Origin of the sequence: Klebsiella sp. AqSCr, from assembly GCF_008452795.1 — a bacterium.
Classification (GTDB): domain Bacteria; phylum Pseudomonadota; class Gammaproteobacteria; order Enterobacterales; family Enterobacteriaceae; genus Klebsiella; species Klebsiella pneumoniae.
Genome location: NZ_MJDM01000005.1, coordinates 3,502,009 through 3,517,051, shown reverse-complemented (window position 1 = coordinate 3,517,051; position 15,043 = coordinate 3,502,009). Strand labels below are relative to the sequence as shown.

The 15,043-nt window shown below is 58.4% G+C and carries 17 protein-coding genes; 10 read left to right on the top strand and 7 right to left on the bottom strand.

Annotated features, from left to right (window positions below):
• Positions 1 to 100: 100 nt before the first annotated feature.
• Together BHE81_RS21115 and BHE81_RS21110 are read right to left on the bottom strand one after the other, a co-directional pair.
• Positions 101 to 1,039, bottom strand: a complete 939-nt coding sequence (locus BHE81_RS21115; protein WP_004199515.1) for a DMT family transporter — start codon at positions 1,037 to 1,039, stop codon at positions 101 to 103.
• 162 nt (positions 1,040 to 1,201) lie between these two features.
• The gene (locus BHE81_RS21110; RefSeq protein ID WP_002898708.1) at positions 1,202 to 1,375 is read right to left on the bottom strand and encodes a general stress protein; all 174 of its coding nucleotides are present in this window, start codon (positions 1,373 to 1,375) and stop codon (positions 1,202 to 1,204) included.
• Between the two features lie 87 nt (positions 1,376 to 1,462).
• On the opposite strand from BHE81_RS21110, the gene BHE81_RS28325 reads away from it, so the two are divergent.
• The 3 genes from BHE81_RS28325 to BHE81_RS21100 all read left to right on the top strand — a co-directional run bounded on the left by BHE81_RS28325 (position 1,463) and on the right by BHE81_RS21100 (position 2,655).
• Positions 1,463 to 1,594, top strand: a complete 132-nt coding sequence (locus BHE81_RS28325) for a hypothetical protein (RefSeq protein ID WP_032409988.1) — start codon at positions 1,463 to 1,465, stop codon at positions 1,592 to 1,594.
• A gap of 216 nt (positions 1,595 to 1,810) precedes the next feature.
• A complete protein-coding gene (gene wrbA, locus BHE81_RS21105) occupies positions 1,811 to 2,407 on the top strand; it encodes an NAD(P)H:quinone oxidoreductase (RefSeq protein WP_002898704.1) in 597 nt (198 codons plus the stop codon).
• Between the two features lie 20 nt (positions 2,408 to 2,427).
• A complete protein-coding gene (locus BHE81_RS21100) occupies positions 2,428 to 2,655 on the top strand; it encodes a YccJ family protein (RefSeq protein WP_002898701.1) in 228 nt (75 codons plus the stop codon).
• A 68-nt stretch (positions 2,656 to 2,723) separates the two neighbouring features.
• Here BHE81_RS21100 and agp read toward each other — a convergent pair whose 3' ends face one another.
• Positions 2,724 to 3,971, bottom strand: coding sequence for a bifunctional glucose-1-phosphatase/inositol phosphatase (gene agp / locus BHE81_RS21095; protein ID WP_004183618.1), 1,248 nt, complete (start codon positions 3,969 to 3,971; stop codon positions 2,724 to 2,726).
• A 152-nt stretch (positions 3,972 to 4,123) separates the two neighbouring features.
• Between agp and BHE81_RS21090 the strand changes: the two genes are divergently transcribed.
• Together BHE81_RS21090 and BHE81_RS21085 are read left to right on the top strand one after the other, a co-directional pair.
• Positions 4,124 to 4,573 carry a winged helix-turn-helix transcriptional regulator gene (locus tag BHE81_RS21090; protein ID WP_004141456.1) on the top strand — a complete coding sequence of 150 codons (450 nt, stop codon included), beginning with the start codon at positions 4,124 to 4,126 and terminating at the stop codon, positions 4,571 to 4,573.
• Positions 4,574 to 4,688: 115 nt separating this feature from the next.
• Entirely contained in the window at positions 4,689 to 5,477 is a 789-nt protein-coding gene (locus BHE81_RS21085; protein WP_004214503.1) for an SDR family NAD(P)-dependent oxidoreductase, read from the top strand.
• Between the two features lie 20 nt (positions 5,478 to 5,497).
• Here BHE81_RS21085 and BHE81_RS21080 read toward each other — a convergent pair whose 3' ends face one another.
• Positions 5,498 to 5,719 carry a hypothetical protein gene (locus tag BHE81_RS21080; RefSeq protein ID WP_002898602.1) on the bottom strand — a complete coding sequence of 74 codons (222 nt, stop codon included), beginning with the start codon at positions 5,717 to 5,719 and terminating at the stop codon, positions 5,498 to 5,500.
• Between the two features lie 256 nt (positions 5,720 to 5,975).
• On the opposite strand from BHE81_RS21080, the gene BHE81_RS21075 reads away from it, so the two are divergent.
• Positions 5,976 to 6,098 (top strand): small membrane protein, encoded by a 123-nt coding sequence (locus BHE81_RS21075; RefSeq protein ID WP_002898600.1) that lies wholly within the window; start codon positions 5,976 to 5,978, stop codon positions 6,096 to 6,098.
• Between the two features lie 118 nt (positions 6,099 to 6,216).
• On the opposite strand, the gene BHE81_RS21070 is transcribed toward BHE81_RS21075, so the two are convergent.
• Positions 6,217 to 7,608, bottom strand: coding sequence for an APC family permease (locus BHE81_RS21070; RefSeq protein WP_004141463.1), 1,392 nt, complete (start codon positions 7,606 to 7,608; stop codon positions 6,217 to 6,219).
• Positions 7,609 to 7,961: 353 nt separating this feature from the next.
• Positions 7,962 to 9,383: a glutamine synthetase family protein gene (locus BHE81_RS21060; RefSeq protein WP_002898595.1), complete on the bottom strand. Its 1,422-nt coding sequence runs from the start codon at positions 9,381 to 9,383 to the stop codon at positions 7,962 to 7,964.
• Positions 9,384 to 9,608: 225 nt separating this feature from the next.
• On the opposite strand from BHE81_RS21060, the gene puuD reads away from it, so the two are divergent.
• The 4 genes from puuD to BHE81_RS21040 all read left to right on the top strand — a co-directional run bounded on the left by puuD (position 9,609) and on the right by BHE81_RS21040 (position 14,035).
• Entirely contained in the window at positions 9,609 to 10,361 is a 753-nt protein-coding gene (puuD, locus tag BHE81_RS21055) for a gamma-glutamyl-gamma-aminobutyrate hydrolase (protein WP_020802183.1), read from the top strand.
• A gap of 25 nt (positions 10,362 to 10,386) precedes the next feature.
• Positions 10,387 to 10,944: an HTH-type transcriptional regulator PuuR gene (puuR, locus tag BHE81_RS21050; RefSeq protein ID WP_002898590.1), complete on the top strand. Its 558-nt coding sequence runs from the start codon at positions 10,387 to 10,389 to the stop codon at positions 10,942 to 10,944.
• 320 nt (positions 10,945 to 11,264) lie between these two features.
• The gene (puuC, locus tag BHE81_RS21045) at positions 11,265 to 12,752 is read left to right on the top strand and encodes an aldehyde dehydrogenase PuuC (RefSeq protein ID WP_023302080.1); all 1,488 of its coding nucleotides are present in this window, start codon (positions 11,265 to 11,267) and stop codon (positions 12,750 to 12,752) included.
• Positions 12,753 to 12,754: 2 nt separating this feature from the next.
• Positions 12,755 to 14,035 (top strand): NAD(P)/FAD-dependent oxidoreductase, encoded by a 1,281-nt coding sequence (locus BHE81_RS21040; RefSeq protein ID WP_002898585.1) that lies wholly within the window; start codon positions 12,755 to 12,757, stop codon positions 14,033 to 14,035.
• Here BHE81_RS21040 and BHE81_RS21035 read toward each other — a convergent pair.
• Complete coding sequence (locus BHE81_RS21035) at positions 14,032 to 14,994, bottom strand: LysR substrate-binding domain-containing protein (RefSeq protein WP_014907871.1); 963 nt, start codon at positions 14,992 to 14,994, stop codon at positions 14,032 to 14,034. The genes BHE81_RS21040 and BHE81_RS21035 overlap by 4 nt on opposite strands.
• Positions 14,995 to 15,043: the final 49 nt, after the last annotated feature.

Sequence of the window (15,043 nt, the reverse complement as noted above, 5' to 3'; positions counted from 1 at the left end):
CCATCGCCCGGCGGCGCTGCGCTGGCACGGGCCTGGAGACAATCAGAGCCGGACGAGTACCAGCCAGGATAAGCGCCGCTGTCGGGTCAGAAGGAAAATATTATGGCTCGCGGCGATCGGCCAGGTCAGCGAGCGGCTGCGCATCGTCGTTTGTGGAAACCTGCGGCGGCGACTTGCGCTTCCACTTCAGCTCGCTCACCAGCACTCCCGCGAGGATCAAAACGCAGCCGAGCAGGGCCAGCAGCGGCAGACGCTCACCGGCCAGCCGGCCAAAAATACCGGCCCATACCGGTTCACCGGTATAAATAAGGGTGGCCCGCGTCGGCGAGACGCTGCGCTGCGCCCAGTTCATGGTCACCTGAATGATCGCGCTGAAAATCCCCAGCCCCAGCGCGACGCCGAGCAGGGCCGGCGTCAACGACGGCACCGATTCACCTGCCGGCTTCATGGCGGCGAAAGCCACCAGCGACGCGGTCGCCAGCTGCACCACCGTCACCCGGCGGACATCGACTTTTCCGGCCCAGGCGCTGATAAGGATAATCTCCGCCGCGATCGCCACCGCGCTTGCCAGAGTGATCATCTCCCCCACGCCAAGCGCCAGCAGATTATTTTCCGGCCCGGCCAGCAGAATTAAACCAATAAAGGCCAGCACAATCCCCACGCAGGACATCACCCCCGGCATACGTCCCAGGCACAGCCACTGCAGCAGCGGCACCAGCGGCACATACATCGCGGTGATAAAGGCAGATTTACTGCTGGAGATGGTCTGTAGTCCCCAGGTCTGCAGGCCATACCCCAGCGCAATCGCCACGCCAATCGCTACCCCGGCCTTCACCTCCAGCCACGTCAGACCGCGCAGAGTGCGCAGCGAAAGCAGGCCCACCGCCAGCGCGGCGGTCGCGAAACGCAAACCGACAAAAAACAGCGGCCCGCTGAGGCTCACCGCGTACTGTACGGCAAGGAACGTCCCTCCCCAGAACATGGTGATCATGATAAGGAGCGCTTCCTGGCGGCTAACGGAGAATTTTAACGAAGACATAAGACAGCCATGACGATTAACGGGCGACCAGTGTGCAATCCGCCCGGCGGGAGCGCAACCACCGACAGATAAAAAAACCGCCGGCAGATGCCGGCGGCGAGGGCGATGCGGTTGGGTCGGGGAGATTAACACCGCATCAAAGAGAACAGTGCGAGTCGCGCGTTAACTTTCACGACTACCATGACTGTTTTTACCCCCTTTTTTGCCAGCCTCTGAGGCGCGCTGAGGGTCATTTTTAAAATTCCCCCCGCTATGCTGGCCACCTTTACGTCCTGCTTCTGATGCTCTTTCACGGTCTTCAGCAAAGTTGCCGGAACCGCCACGATGGTTTGCCATTACTGACCTCCATTAGGTTAGACATCATAGTGCATTACGCGGGAGCGGCGACGCCGCTGTCCTGCCGCGTATCTATAAGGTTAGTGAATGACTGCGGCTGACGGCGGCGAATGTAATATCCAGAAACAAAGCCAGGCGAAAAAAGCTTCCTCGCGCCGCGAACAGCTTCTAACCGACTCTGCTGGCGAAGAAAAAATAGTCAGCAAAAATGTATCCTGATGCTACATCCTCGCCGCAGCGGCCAAAATAGCAGGCGCAACGCTTCCTCCTTCACTTCCTTTCAGGCCGCGCGGTGCAAGGAAAAGTAAATAACGCTTTGTCATTTTGTTATAAATCAAACAAATGCCCGTTGGATTTGCACTCTCCGGCGGAGGCTTTATCTTTAAAGGTACCAGCTATTTTGCTGGCTTATAATGCAACCGAGGAGTGATGGAAATGGCTAAAATTCTGGTGCTTTATTATTCCATGTATGGACACATTGAAACCATGGCTCACGCCGTCGCCGATGGGGCGAACCGGGTGGACGGCGTTGAGGTGGTTGTGAAGCGCGTGCCGGAAACCATGCAGGCTGAAGCATTCGCCAAAGCAGGCGGGAAAACGCAAAACGCGCCCGTCGCCACGCCGCAGGAGCTGGCAGAGTATGACGCCATCATCTTTGGTACCCCGACGCGCTTCGGCAACATGTCCGGTCAGATGCGTACTTTCCTCGATCAAACCGGCGGTCTGTGGGCGTCCGGCGCTCTGTATGGCAAAATCGCCAGCGTATTTAGCTCAACCGGTACCGGCGGCGGCCAGGAACAAACCATTACCTCGACCTGGACGACGCTGGCCCACCACGGCATGATCATCGTCCCGATCGGCTATGGCGCCCAGGAGCTATTCGATATCTCCCAGGTACGCGGCGGTACCCCTTATGGCGCAACCACCATCGCCGGCGGCGACGGCTCGCGGCAGCCGAGCGAGGAAGAGTTAGCCATCGCCCGCTATCAGGGTGAACATGTCGCCAAACTGGCCGTTAAACTGCACGGCTAATCTTCTGCAGGAGGAGCACTATGCCAACTCAAGAAGCAAAAGCACATCGCGTCGGCGAATGGGCAAGTTTACGTAACACCTCACCGGAAATTGCCGAGGCGATTTTCGAAGTCGCCCACTACGATGAGAAACTGGCGGAGCAAATCTGGGAGGAAGGCAGCGACGAAGTGCTGGCGCTGGCCTTTGCCAAAACCGATAAAGACAGCCTGTTCTGGGGCGAACAGACGATTGAGCGTAAAAACGTCTAGGAGGTTTATCCCCACCTGGGCTCATCCTAACCTGCTAAAAAAACCCGGAGTGCTCCGGGTTTTTTTCGTTATTTCGCCGCCTCGTTGATCACCTTTTTAAAGGTCTCCAGCGGGCAGAATCCCTGGTCATCAACCGGACAGCCGTTAAGCGCCAGAGTGACCCGCTGCGGCGGGGCCTGCAGGGTTAACGCGTCGGCGTTACGCAGTTGCTCGGTACTTTGATAGACATACTCAATCTTCATCAGATCGCGATTGCCGGCGCTGTCATGCCAGCGCTGAAACAGCAGTTTGCCGCCGATAGGAGTGCGCTCATACTGGCCGGGCAGTTGATAGGGCTTAAAGTCCAGGGCGGTGAGCAGCGAAGCGATATTCGAGTCGTGTCCCACCAGCAGCGTGACTTTCGCCTTGCTGGCTCCCTCGCCCACCAGCGCGTTATCGATATATTTAACCAGCGGTTTGGCGACGTTTTGCGCCACCGCCACCGAGGTAAACAGACTATCCTGATAGCCATTTTTCAGCTTCGACAGCACTTGCCACTGCTTATCGCTGGCGATCTCCCCCCACGCCACCTGATCTTTCGGGAAGCCTTCATAATATTGCAGGGTGAAGGCGTCTACCAGCGAGTTGCCAACCTTCAACGGTCCGGACACTCCCGGCTCCTGCTGATAACCGGCGCTAAAGGTATCTTTACCCTCGCTCAGGGAACAGACCTTCTTCTCTTTGCAGGAGGGTGAGTTGCGGTAATCGATCATCGTCTCCAGCAGCTTGTAGCTCTCGGTCAACTGCATTCCCTGGCGCTCTTTTTCCATCGCCTGCAGCGCTTTCTCGCGAAACGCCGGGGAGTCGTCGGTAATAACCGGGTTGAAGGTCGGGTCCATGGTGCCCATCTGAGGCTGGTGATGCACCGGGATGCCGCAGCCCGGGAACGCGCCGGTGATAAAGAACTGCGCGGTGGCGACGGTGCGCTGCAGGCTGTTAGCGTAGGCATAAACCGCGTTTTCCGGCGGGCACTCGCCGCTGGTCACCAGCTTCTGCTGCGCCAGCCATTCGCGCATATAGTGGCCCATATACACCTCCAGCACACCGCCTTTGGTGGTCAGCTGGCCGCCCGGCACATCCCACTGCGGCCAGGCCTTGGCGGTGGACTGCTCCAGCACGCTGCCGTTATTGGCCAACGGCGCACGCAGGTTGTGACGACTCATGATCAGCACCTGCTGCAGCTGATACCCCTCCGGGGCGGCCGTGTCCTGCGCCTGAGCGCCAGCGGATAACATCACCGCGCCGGCAACGGCGGCGGCAAGTAGACGTTTTTTCATCCCTTCATCCTTAGTCATTTATTATCATCGCGTTAATTGTGCCGGATTTATGACATTTTTCCTGGTAATCGCTCGCAAACTTAGACCGTAGCCGAAAATTTCCCCTGCCAGGCAAAGAGTTTTATAATGAAACAATTAACCTGGAGGCTTTCGTGAAACGTACCCGTCTGGAAAACAGCTGTTGCCCTATCGCCCGCTCCCTCGACGTTATCGGCGACTGGTGGTCGCTGCTGATCGTCCGCGATGCTCTGCGCGGGGTGCGCCGTTTTAGCGAATTCCAGAAAAACCTCGGTATCGCCAAAAACATGCTCGCCGGGCGGCTGAAAATGCTGGTGGATGAAGGCATCCTGCGCCTGCAGCCGGCCTCCGACGGCAGCGCCTGGCAGGAGTATGTCCTGACCGATAAGGGCCGTGCCCTGCAAACGGTGCTGGTCGCCCTCTCCCAGTGGGCAGACGACTATCTGTTCGATCCTGACGAACCGGCGACCCGGCTCATTGACCGCCAGCAGCGCCAGCCCCTGCGTAAGCTGGTCCTGCAGGCGGCAGATGGCCGTGAGCTGGCCCCGGCGGACATCACCATCGCTATCCCGCTGAACGACTAAACGCTGCCCGCGACAGGCAAAAATGAAAAAGTCCTGGCAAAATGGTTGCATTATTAAACCTAATATCTCATGCTGAATTTGGTTTAATAATGCAACCTTTTACGAGGCATTTCTCATGACCCAACCATCGCACACAGCTTTTATCACCGGCGCGTCCTCAGGTATCGGCGCGATCTATGCCGAACGACTCGCCGCCCGCGGCTACAACCTGATCCTCGCCGCCCGTCGTGAAGACCGTCTGCAGGCGCTCGCCGACCAGCTGCAGGCGCGCTACGCCATCCAGGCAAGCATCCTCAAAGCCGATCTTAGCGAAGAGCACGGGATTGCCGCCGTAGAGCAGCGTCTGCAGCAGGATCCCGCCATCGACCTGTTCATTAACAACGCCGGCACCGCGAAATTGGCGGGTTTTCTCGCCAGTACGCCACGCGAGCACCAGGCGATTCATACGCTCAACACCACCGCGCTGCTGCGTCTGAGCTATGCCGCGCTGGCCGCTTTCACCCCACGACGCCGGGGGACGCTGATCAATATTGCCTCTATCCTCGCGCTGCATACGCTGCCGGGCAGCGCAGTCTACAGCGCCAGCAAAGCCTGGGTGTTGAGCTTCACCCGCGGCCTGCAGGAGGAGTTTGCCGACAGCGGCGTGCGTATTCAGGCGGTATTGCCGGCGGCGACCGCTACCGATCTGTGGCCGACCTCCGGCGTGGCGCTGGACGCTCTGCCCAGCGGCACGGTAATGACCACCGAGGATCTGGTTGACGCCGCTCTCAGGGGGCTGGAGATGGGGGAACAGGTCACCTTACCACCGGTTCATGACCTGGGACTGTGGGAGACTTTTGAGCAGTCCAGAGTGGCGCTGTTTACCAGCGCGCGAACCGGACAGCCTGCGCCGCGGTATCGATAAGCGGCACCGTGCGGCAGGCGCTACTCCGGTAGCGGAACCGCCGTCAGGGTACAGATCGCCTCGTGCTCGCCGCCGCGGCGATCGGTAATCACCACCTTATCGCCCGCCTTTTTGCCTTCACACGGCTTGAGGACCTGCTCCACGATCCGCTCGCGGCTCGCCTGACGTTCACTTTCAGCCTGACTGGCGAAGGCAGACAGCGCCAACGCTACGCCCAGCAGGCTGAGGGTTTTCTTATACATGACTGACTCTCAGATCGTTCTTATTCGCGGTCAGCGTAACTCGCTGTAGGCCGCACTTCTGTAAAATCACTTAACGGAGTGTTATGCCATTTCAGGTGAAACCCAGGCGGTCACATCCCTGCGGGAAATATTTTATCACAACCCCGCCGCCGGATATTCTCGCGATGAGGCGTCATCTTTCAGACATATCCCGATGTTATCTTCACACAGAGCCCTGTATCTTTTTCCCTTTCCAAACAGAATATTAGGTTGGTCTATGTCGGGTCTTATTCTCTTTATCGTCGCGGTGGCGCTGCTGGGCGTCGCCATCTACAGCCTGGTGTCGTACCTCAAAGAGCGGCGCGCCAGTCAGTTACCTGTCCATAAAAAGAAGAAATAATACCTTCCGTTCCCCACCGTTTTCTGCTGATTTCTTTACCGTCCTGTACTGTCCCTTACCGAAGCCAAAACGAAGGCAGGCCTGCGGGCCTGCCTTCGTTCAGTTTATGCCTCAGAACCTATGACTCCCAGGCCTGCTCCGCTTTAGCGGCATCAAACTGCGGCGGCGGTTTGCGGAAGCGTCGGGTCAGATAAGTCAGGTACAGCAGACCAAGCGCCGCCCACACCAGGCCGAGCGTCAGGGAGGTGGCCTCGAGATTGATCCACAATACCCCGACCGTCAACGCCCCGACCATCGGCAGCAGCAGATAATGCAGTCGATCCTTCCAGGTTTTGTTGTACCCCTTGCGCCGCCAGAAGTGGTTGAACACCGACAGGTTAACGAAGGTGAAGGCCACCAGCGCGCCGAAATTAATCAACGCGGTGGCGGTCACCAGGTCGAAGAACAGCGCCGACAGCGCAACGATGCCCACCATAATCACGTTCAGCGCCGGGGTACGCCATTTCGGATGCACATAGCCAAAAATGCGCTCCGGGAAGACGTTGTCGCGGCCCATCACGTACAGCAGACGGGAGACGCTGGCATGGGAGGCCAGGCCGGACGCCAGGGTGTTAACAAAGGTGGTGCACAGGAAAATCGACTGGAACAGCTTGCCGCCCACGTACAGCGCAATCTCCGGCAGCGCGGCATCGGGGTCTTTAAAGCGATGAATATCCGGGAAGAACAGCTGCATAAAGAACGACGCGACGATAAAGATAATGCCGCCGTACATCGCGGTGAGAAAAATTGCCTTCGGGATCACTCGCGCGGCGTCAGGGGTCTCTTCCGACAGGGTGGTCACCGCGTCGAAGCCGAGAAACGAGAAGCAGACAATGGTCGCGCCGGTAATAATCGGGATCAGATGCGCATTCTGGCTGATAAACGGCTGCAGCGACCAGACGGTACCCACCCCCTCGCCTTTATGCAGCCCCTGCACCACCAGAATGACAAACACCACCATGATCGAAATCTGCACCAGCACGAACAGGGTATTGAAGTTGGCCACCAGGTTAACGCTTTTCAGGTTCGCGGCGGTCAGAATAGCGACAAAGGTCACTACCCACACCCACGGCGGCACTTCGGGGAACAAGGCCGAGAGATAGATCTTCGCCAGCAGGACGTTGATCATCGGCAGAAACAGATAATCCAGCAGCGACGACCAGCCAACCATAAAGCCGACGTGCGGACTGATGGATTTTTGCGCGTAGGTATAGGCGGAACCGGCTTCCGGAAACTGACGCACCAGTTTGCCGTAGCTGATGGCGGTGAACAGCACGCCAGCCAGCGCCAGCAGATAAGACGCCGGAACGTGGCCATTGCTGATGCCGGAGACGATGCCGAAGGTATCAAACACCGTCATTGGCGTCAGATAGGCCAGCCCCATCATCACCACTTGCCAGAGTTTGAGGGATTTACGCAGACGCGGTCTGCCCGCCTGAGCGGCGTTATGCGCCGGAGGATTAATAGCCATCGACCATACCCCCCTTGCTGTTAACAGTTTGCGGGCCCAACGTCCGCGTGACAAACCTGCTTAGCAAAGGGGTAAGGCATAGATAAAAGGGTAAGACGGACCGGTAAGCGGTAGCTGGCTGGCATCCAATGCGGCCTGAGCGGCCTCCCTCTCCCTGCGGATATTTGAACATCTGCATCATCTCATTTCCTCGTCACACACTGTGTCGTTAACTGAAGCCCCGTTGCCGCCTGCGCTCCTTAACGCGACATCCGGGAAATGGCTGGGCTCCCAGCAAAAACGTCGGCCAGGCTCCGCTCAGGCCGTATGATGCTACTGATTACCAAACTTATGGGCCCCTCGCGGGGCGACCATCAGGCGTTTTTCAACATCCACTCAATTTCGGTTTCTGTGATAAGACGCTCAAACTGCAGTAATTCATCATGCTTACAGGCATGGAAAACATGGCAGAAACGCTCGCCGAGGCGCTCACGCAAGTGATCGTTCTGCATAAACTCCCACAGCGCATCGCTCTGGCGGATCGGGAATGGCAGGCCCTCTTGTTCCAGACCGTTACCTTCCACCTCTTCCTGTAAAGGCAGCTGGGGGTTATCCAGCCCGTGCAGAATGCCGGCAAAAATCGCCGCCATCACCAGATACGGGTTGGCGTCCGCCCCCGCGACGCGATACTCCACGCGGTGGTTCTGCCGCTCGCCGCACGGAATACGCAGCGCGACGGTGCGGTTGTTATGCCCCCACGAAGCCTGCGTCGGGACGTACATCCCCGGCTGGAAGCGGCGATACGAGTTCACGTTCGGCGCCAGCAGCGCCATCGAAGCCGGCATCAGATCGATCATCCCGGCCAGCGCGCGTTTGAGCAGCGCAGAGTCTTCCCCATCGCCGTCCACCAGCACGTTTTCCCCTTTATTGTTCAGCATGCTGATGTGGATATGCATCCCACTGCCGGCATGCTCTTCATAAGGCTTCGCCATAAAAGTGGCGTGCATCTTATGCTTCTCCGCCATCAAACGCACGAGACGTTTTAACGCCAGCGCATCATCGCAGGCGTCCAGCACGTTATCGGTATGGTGAAGGTTGATTTCAAACTGGCCCGGCGAGGCTTCCGCCACCGCGCCATCGGCGGGGATCAGCTGCAGTTTGGCCAGCTCGTCGATGTCGTTGAGCACGTCGGCGAAGTGGTTAAGGTTATCGACCGAGTAGACCTGGCTTTGGGTGTTGCGATCGTCGGTGCCCGGCGCACACGGCGGCTGCAGGTAGCCTTCGGCATCGCGTTTGCGGTCCAGTAAATAGAACTCCAGCTCTACCGCTACCACGGGGAACAGCCCGCGCTGGCGCAACTGCTGCCAGAGGCGGTTGAGTACGTTCCGCGGCTCAACGTCAAAGGGAGCGCCATCTTCATCAACCATGGTTAGCTGTACCTGGGCTATCGATTGTGGGTCAGCCGCCGAAGGGGTTAAGGTGCCGGGTACCGGGATGCAGCTGCGATCCGGCTCGCCCATCTCCTGGCCCAGACCGGCCTCTTCCACCACATTGCCGAGAATATCCATCGCAAACACCGAGGCCGGGAAATAACAGCCTTTCTCCAGTTTGCTCAGGCCGGCAACCGGGATGCGCTTGCCGCGGAAGCAGCCGTTCAGGTCAGTGAGGAGGACATCGACATACTGGGTATCAGGGTAGGTTTCGAGGTAGCGCTTCACTTCTTTCGCGAACGCGCTAACCCGTCTCTCTTCCGTTTGCTGAACAAAATTCTCAACTTCTACGATATTGGTTTCCATGATTCACCGCCGTTGGTTGGGTTTCGGTCCTGCACTCAGACCGTTAAATATAATGTCCACCCCATCGACTGTGTATGCAAATAAATTGTTTGTCAAATGTTAAATTAAGTTTGCAAAGGGCTATTTCCACTGCTAGATTGAGAAAATATTGAACGATATGGCCGTTAAACCCGCTATAGCGGTCATAATTTAGTCCACTTTGTGAGGGCGATCATGGAAAATATAATGTACAAGCCAGTTATTGGCGTCGTGATGTGTAGAAACAGGCTTAAGGGTCACCAGACCCAGACCTTGCAAGAAAAGTACCTGAATGCAATTGTTAACGCCGGCGGACTGCCGATTGCCCTGCCGCATGCGCTGGCGGAGCCGGAGCTACTGAACGCGGTCGTTGATAAACTGGACGGGATCTACCTGCCAGGCAGCCCCAGCAATGTGCAGCCGCACCTTTATGGTGAAAACGGCGATGAGCCTGACGCCGACCCCGGGCGTGATCTTCTGAGCATGGCGCTGATTAACGCCGCGCTCGAAAGGCGCATCCCCATTTTCGCCATCTGTCGTGGACTGCAGGAACTGGTTGTCGCCACCGGCGGGACTCTGTATCGTCGTCTGTTCGAGCAGCCTGAGCTCCTTGAACATCGCGAAGATCCTGAACTGCCCGTCGAGCAGCAGTATGCGCCGTCCCATCAGGTTGAGGTTCAGGAAGGAGGATTGCTGTCGCAATTGATACCGGGCTGCAACACGTTTTGGGTAAACTCGCTACATGGGCAAGGGGCAAAAACCCTCAGTCCGCAGCTGCGCGTGGAGGCGCGAGCGCCGGATGGACTGGTGGAAGCGGTCAGCGTGAACGATCATCCTTTCGCGCTGGGCGTACAGTGGCATCCAGAATGGAACAGTAGCGAATACGCCCTGTCGCGTATGTTGTTTGATGGTTTTATCACCGCCTGTCAGGGCCATCATGCTGAAAAGCGGCGGCGCTGACCACTACCGTTAAGGAAATGCAAATATGAGCGATGACGGACTGGCGCCAGGGAAACGTCTGTCAGAGATCCGCCAACAGCTGGGTCTCTCACAGCGTCGTGCCGCCGAACTGTCTGGGTTAACACATAGTGCCATCAGCACCATAGAGCAGGATAAAGTCAGTCCTGCCATCAGTACGCTGCAAAAGCTGCTGAAAGTCTATGGGCTGTCGCTCTCGGAATTCTTTTCTGAACCCGAAAAGCCGGACGAACCCCAGGTGGTCATTAATCAGGATGACCTGATTGAGATGGGAAGTCAGGGCGTTTCCATGAAGCTGGTTCATAACGGAAATCCGAACCGTACGCTGGCGATGATTTTTGAAACTTACCAGCCTGGAACCACGACCGGGGAGAGGATTAAGCATCAGGGTGAGGAGATAGGCACCATACTGGAAGGTGAGATCGTGCTGACCATTAACGGTCAGTCGTACCACCTGGTGGCTGGACAGAGCTATGCCATTAATACCGGCATTCCGCACAGCTTCAGCAACACCTCGGCAGGCATCTGCCGCATCATCAGTGCCCACACCCCCACCACATTCTGATTATTTCGCCTGAACGAGGTTCAGGCTTACTTCAGGCCTGTCGCGACGGAAAATCTATTTTCGTCGCGGCGAAGAACTCGTAGTAATAACGTCTGCGCCGTACGGAATATTATTTCCTGTTGGCCCTGAAATAATTAACGCCAGTGAATGGCGACTCGCTCCTGAATAATTCGGGTTGCAAACAACCTGTCAAAACTCAGGAGAATAAAACGGTATTCAACTCCGGGGATACGCTATGCCCTGCGCCCGGCGCAGTGCCCCCGTGCAGCCTGAAAACGCCGCACTGATTATTTTGCCGATAATGTTTTTAAGGAGTCATGATGAATTTTCAGCACCTGGCTTACTGGCAGGAAAAAGCGAAAAACCTGGCCATTGAAACACGCTTATTTATTAACGGCGAATATTGCGCCGCGGCCGATAATACCACCTTTGAAACGATCGACCCTGCCGCGCAGCAGACATTAGCCCAGGTCGCCCGCGGTAAAAAAGCCGACGTCGAACGGGCGGTGAAGGCCGCGCGCCAGGCTTTTGATAACGGCGACTGGTCGCAGGCCTCTCCGACCCGGCGTAAAGCGGTTCTCACTCGCTTTGCTGATCTGATGGAGGCCCATCGTGAAGAGCTGGCGCTGCTGGAAACGCTGGATACCGGCAAGCCGATTCGCCACAGCCTGCGCGACGATATTCCCGGCGCCGCCCGCGCCATTCGCTGGTATGCCGAAGCGCTGGATAAAGTCTATGGCGAAGTGGCCCCCACCGGCAGCAACGAGCTGGCGATGATCGTTCGCGAACCAATTGGCGTGATCGCCGCGGTGGTGCCGTGGAACTTCCCGCTGCTGCTGGCCTGCTGGAAACTCGGCCCGGCGCTGGCGGCGGGCAATAGCGTAATCCTCAAACCCTCGGAAAAATCGCCGCTTACCGCCCTGCGTCTGGCCGGGCTGGCGAAAGAGGCCGGCCTGCCGGACGGCGTGTTGAACGTGGTCAGCGGCTTTGGCCACGAGGCCGGGCAGGCGCTGGCCCTGCATCCTGATGTTGAAGTCATCACCTTCACCGGTTCCACCCGCACCGGCAAGCAGCTGCTGAAAGACGCCGGCGACAGCAATATGAAGCGCGTGTGGCTGGAAGCGGGCGGCAAGAGCGCCAACATTGTCTTCGCCGATTGCCCGGATCTGCAACAAGCGGTTCGCGCCACCGCCGGCGGCATCTTCTACAACCAGGGACAGGTGTGCATCGCCGGGACCCGTCTGCTGCTCGAGGAGAGCATCGCTGACGAGTTCCTGGCACGGCTGAAAGCTGAGGCGCAACACTGGCAGCCGGGCAACCCGCTCGATCCGGACACCACCATGGGCATGCTGATTGACAATACCCATGCCGACAACGTGCATAGCTTTATTCGCGGCGGCGAAAGCCAAAGCACCCTGTTCCTCGACGGACGGAAAAACCCGTGGCCTGCCGCCGTTGGCCCGACCATTTTCGTTGACGTCGACCCGGCATCAACCCTCAGCCGGGAAGAGATCTTCGGCCCGGTGCTGGTGGTGACCCGCTTCAAAAGCGAAGAAGAGGCGCTAAAGCTCGCCAATGACAGCGACTACGGCTTGGGCGCCGCGGTGTGGACCCGCGATCTCTCCCGCGCCCACCGCATGAGCCGCCGCCTGAAGGCCGGCTCGGTCTTCGTCAACAACTATAACGATGGTGATATGACCGTTCCGTTCGGCGGCTACAAGCAGAGCGGCAACGGGCGCGATAAATCGCTGCACGCGCTGGAAAAATTCACCGAACTGAAAACCATCTGGATTGCCCTGGAGTCTTGATCATGACTGAACATACCACTAGCTACTATGCCGCCAGCGCCAACAAGTATGAACCGTTCCCGACGCTGGAGGGATCCATCAACTGTGACGTCTGCGTCGTCGGCGGCGGCTACACCGGCCTCTCGTCTGCCCTGCATCTGGCCGAAATGGGCTACGACGTGGTGGTGCTGGAAGGGGCGCGCATCGGCTTCGGCGCCAGCGGCCGCAACGGCGGGCAGCTGGTCAACTCCTATAGCCGCGATATCGACGTCATTGAAAAGAACTACGGCCCGGATGCGGCAAAAATGCTCGGCAGCATGATGTTCGAAGGCGGCGATATCATCCGCGAACGCATCCAGCGGTATCAGATCCAGTGCGATTACCGCCCGGGCGGCCTGTTCGTGGCGATGAACCATAAACAGCTGGAAACCCTGGAAGAGCAGAAAGCCAACTGGGAGCGCTACGGCAACACCCAGCTGGAGCTGCTGGACAGAGAGGCCATTCGTCGCGAAGTGGACAGCGACCGCTACGTCGGCGCCCTGCTCGACCACAGCGGCGGCCATATTCACCCGCTGAACCTCGCCATCGGCGAAGCGGATGCCATTCGCCTGAACGGCGGCCGGGTGTATGAGCAGTCGCCGGTCACCCGCATCCAGCACACCAGCCCGGCGGTGGTCAGCACCGCGCGCGGCCAGGTCACCGCGCGCTACGTGATCGTCGCCGGCAACGCCTATCTCGGCGATAAACTGGAGCCGGAGCTGGCGAAACGCAGCATGCCGTGCGGCACCCAGGTGGTCACTACCGCTCCGCTGTCGGAAGAGGTCGCCCGCTCGCTGATCCCGAAAAACTACTGTGTGGAAGACTGTAACTACCTGCTGGACTACTACCGTCTGACCGGCGACAACCGTCTGCTGTACGGCGGCGGCGTGGTCTACGGCGCGCGCGATCCGGACGACGTGGAGCGGCTGATTATGCCGAAACTGCTGAAAACCTTCCCGCAGCTGCAGGGGGTGAAGATTGACTACCGCTGGACCGGCAACTTCCTGCTAACCCTGTCGCGGATGCCGCAGTTCGGGCGTCTCGATAACAATATTTACTACATGCAGGGCTACAGCGGCCACGGCGTGACCTGTACCCACCTTGCCGGACGCTTGATTTCAGAGCTGCTGCGCGGCGACGCCGAGCGTTTCGACGCCTTCGCCAAACTGCCGCACTACCCGTTCCCGGGCGGCCGCAGCCTGCGCATTCCTTTTACCGCCATGGGCGCCGCCTACTACAGCCTGCGCGACCGCCTTGGGGTTTAATCGCCTCTGCCGACGGCGCTGGCCGTCGGCTCATGCTGCGGATAGTGCTGCTGAAAGTAGTGGCGCAGAAACTCCACGGTGGTGCGAATTTTAGCCGACGTCGCCAGCCGGGAGACGTAAACCGCCCAGACGTTGGCCGGCTGCCAGTAGTCCGGCAGCACCTGCACCAGATGTCCGCTGGCGATATTCTCCCGGACGTCCCACCACGAACGGAGCGCAATCCCCTGCCCGTCCAGACACCACTGATGCACAATTTCACCATGGTTGGAAGAGAGCGGCCCGGTTACCTTGATGGCGTGCTGGCCCTCTTTGCTATGCAATTGCCAGACGCCGAACGGGTGATCGCGCTCTTTAATCACCAGACAGGGTAACGCGGCCAGATCGCTCAGCTGTTTCGGCGGCGCATGGCGGGCAAGGAACTGCGGCGAGGCGCAGAGTACGCGGTGATTGGCCGCCAGCTGGCGGGCAATCAGATTCGGTGCGATATCGTCGCCGACGCGAATATCGAGATCCACCCCTTCATTGACTAAATCCACCAGCCGGTCCTGGACATCGAAACGCAGCTCCAGCTGCGGGTACTGGAGAGCCAGCGCCGACAGCGCCGGGGCGACAACCCGACGGCCAAAGCCGAAGCTACTGATAATACGCAGCGTTCCCTGCGGCACCTGGCGCACGTCGGAAAGCTCATCCATCATCTCATCGACATCCTGCAAAATGCGCTGCGCCCATTCATAGATCCGCTCCCCCTCTTCGGTAATGGTGACCCGACGGGTGGTCCGGTGCAGCAACATCACATTCAGGGTTTGCTCCAGCAGCGAAACCCGCTTGCTGACGAACGCCGGCGATACGCCAAGCTCCTCGGCGGCGGCGGCGAACCCGGCCCGGCGAGCGACCAGCATAAAGACGCGTAAATCATTTAGCAGCGGCAGATTATTCATGATCTGTGTTTTATGTTTCACCAGTTAGCGTGATTAATTATGAACCAGTCAATTATAGGATAGGCAGGTG

What these genes read in the sequence shown, in the direction of transcription:
- wrbA (WP_002898704.1), top strand. Translation starts at nt 1,811, where the DNA reads ATGGCTAAAATTCTGGTGCTTTATTATTCCATGTATGGACACATTGAA.
- puuC (WP_023302080.1), top strand. Translation starts at nt 11,265, where the DNA reads ATGAATTTTCAGCACCTGGCTTACTGGCAGGAAAAAGCGAAAAACCTG.
- BHE81_RS28325 (WP_032409988.1), top strand. Translation starts at nt 1,463, where the DNA reads ATGACTGCGGCTGACGGCGGCGAATGTAATATCCAGAAACAAAGCCAG.
- BHE81_RS21060 (WP_002898595.1), bottom strand. Translation starts at nt 9,383, where the DNA reads ATGGAAACCAATATCGTAGAAGTTGAGAATTTTGTTCAGCAAACGGAA.
- BHE81_RS21040 (WP_002898585.1), top strand. Translation starts at nt 12,755, where the DNA reads ATGACTGAACATACCACTAGCTACTATGCCGCCAGCGCCAACAAGTAT.
- puuR (WP_002898590.1), top strand. Translation starts at nt 10,387, where the DNA reads ATGAGCGATGACGGACTGGCGCCAGGGAAACGTCTGTCAGAGATCCGC.
- puuD (WP_020802183.1), top strand. Translation starts at nt 9,609, where the DNA reads ATGTACAAGCCAGTTATTGGCGTCGTGATGTGTAGAAACAGGCTTAAG.
- BHE81_RS21080 (WP_002898602.1), bottom strand. Translation starts at nt 5,719, where the DNA reads ATGTATAAGAAAACCCTCAGCCTGCTGGGCGTAGCGTTGGCGCTGTCT.
- BHE81_RS21085 (WP_004214503.1), top strand. Translation starts at nt 4,689, where the DNA reads ATGACCCAACCATCGCACACAGCTTTTATCACCGGCGCGTCCTCAGGT.
- agp (WP_004183618.1), bottom strand. Translation starts at nt 3,971, where the DNA reads ATGAAAAAACGTCTACTTGCCGCCGCCGTTGCCGGCGCGGTGATGTTA.
- BHE81_RS21115 (WP_004199515.1), bottom strand. Translation starts at nt 1,039, where the DNA reads ATGTCTTCGTTAAAATTCTCCGTTAGCCGCCAGGAAGCGCTCCTTATC.
- BHE81_RS21075 (WP_002898600.1), top strand. Translation starts at nt 5,976, where the DNA reads ATGTCGGGTCTTATTCTCTTTATCGTCGCGGTGGCGCTGCTGGGCGTC.
- BHE81_RS21070 (WP_004141463.1), bottom strand. Translation starts at nt 7,608, where the DNA reads ATGGCTATTAATCCTCCGGCGCATAACGCCGCTCAGGCGGGCAGACCG.
- BHE81_RS21110 (WP_002898708.1), bottom strand. Translation starts at nt 1,375, where the DNA reads ATGGCAAACCATCGTGGCGGTTCCGGCAACTTTGCTGAAGACCGTGAA.
- BHE81_RS21100 (WP_002898701.1), top strand. Translation starts at nt 2,428, where the DNA reads ATGCCAACTCAAGAAGCAAAAGCACATCGCGTCGGCGAATGGGCAAGT.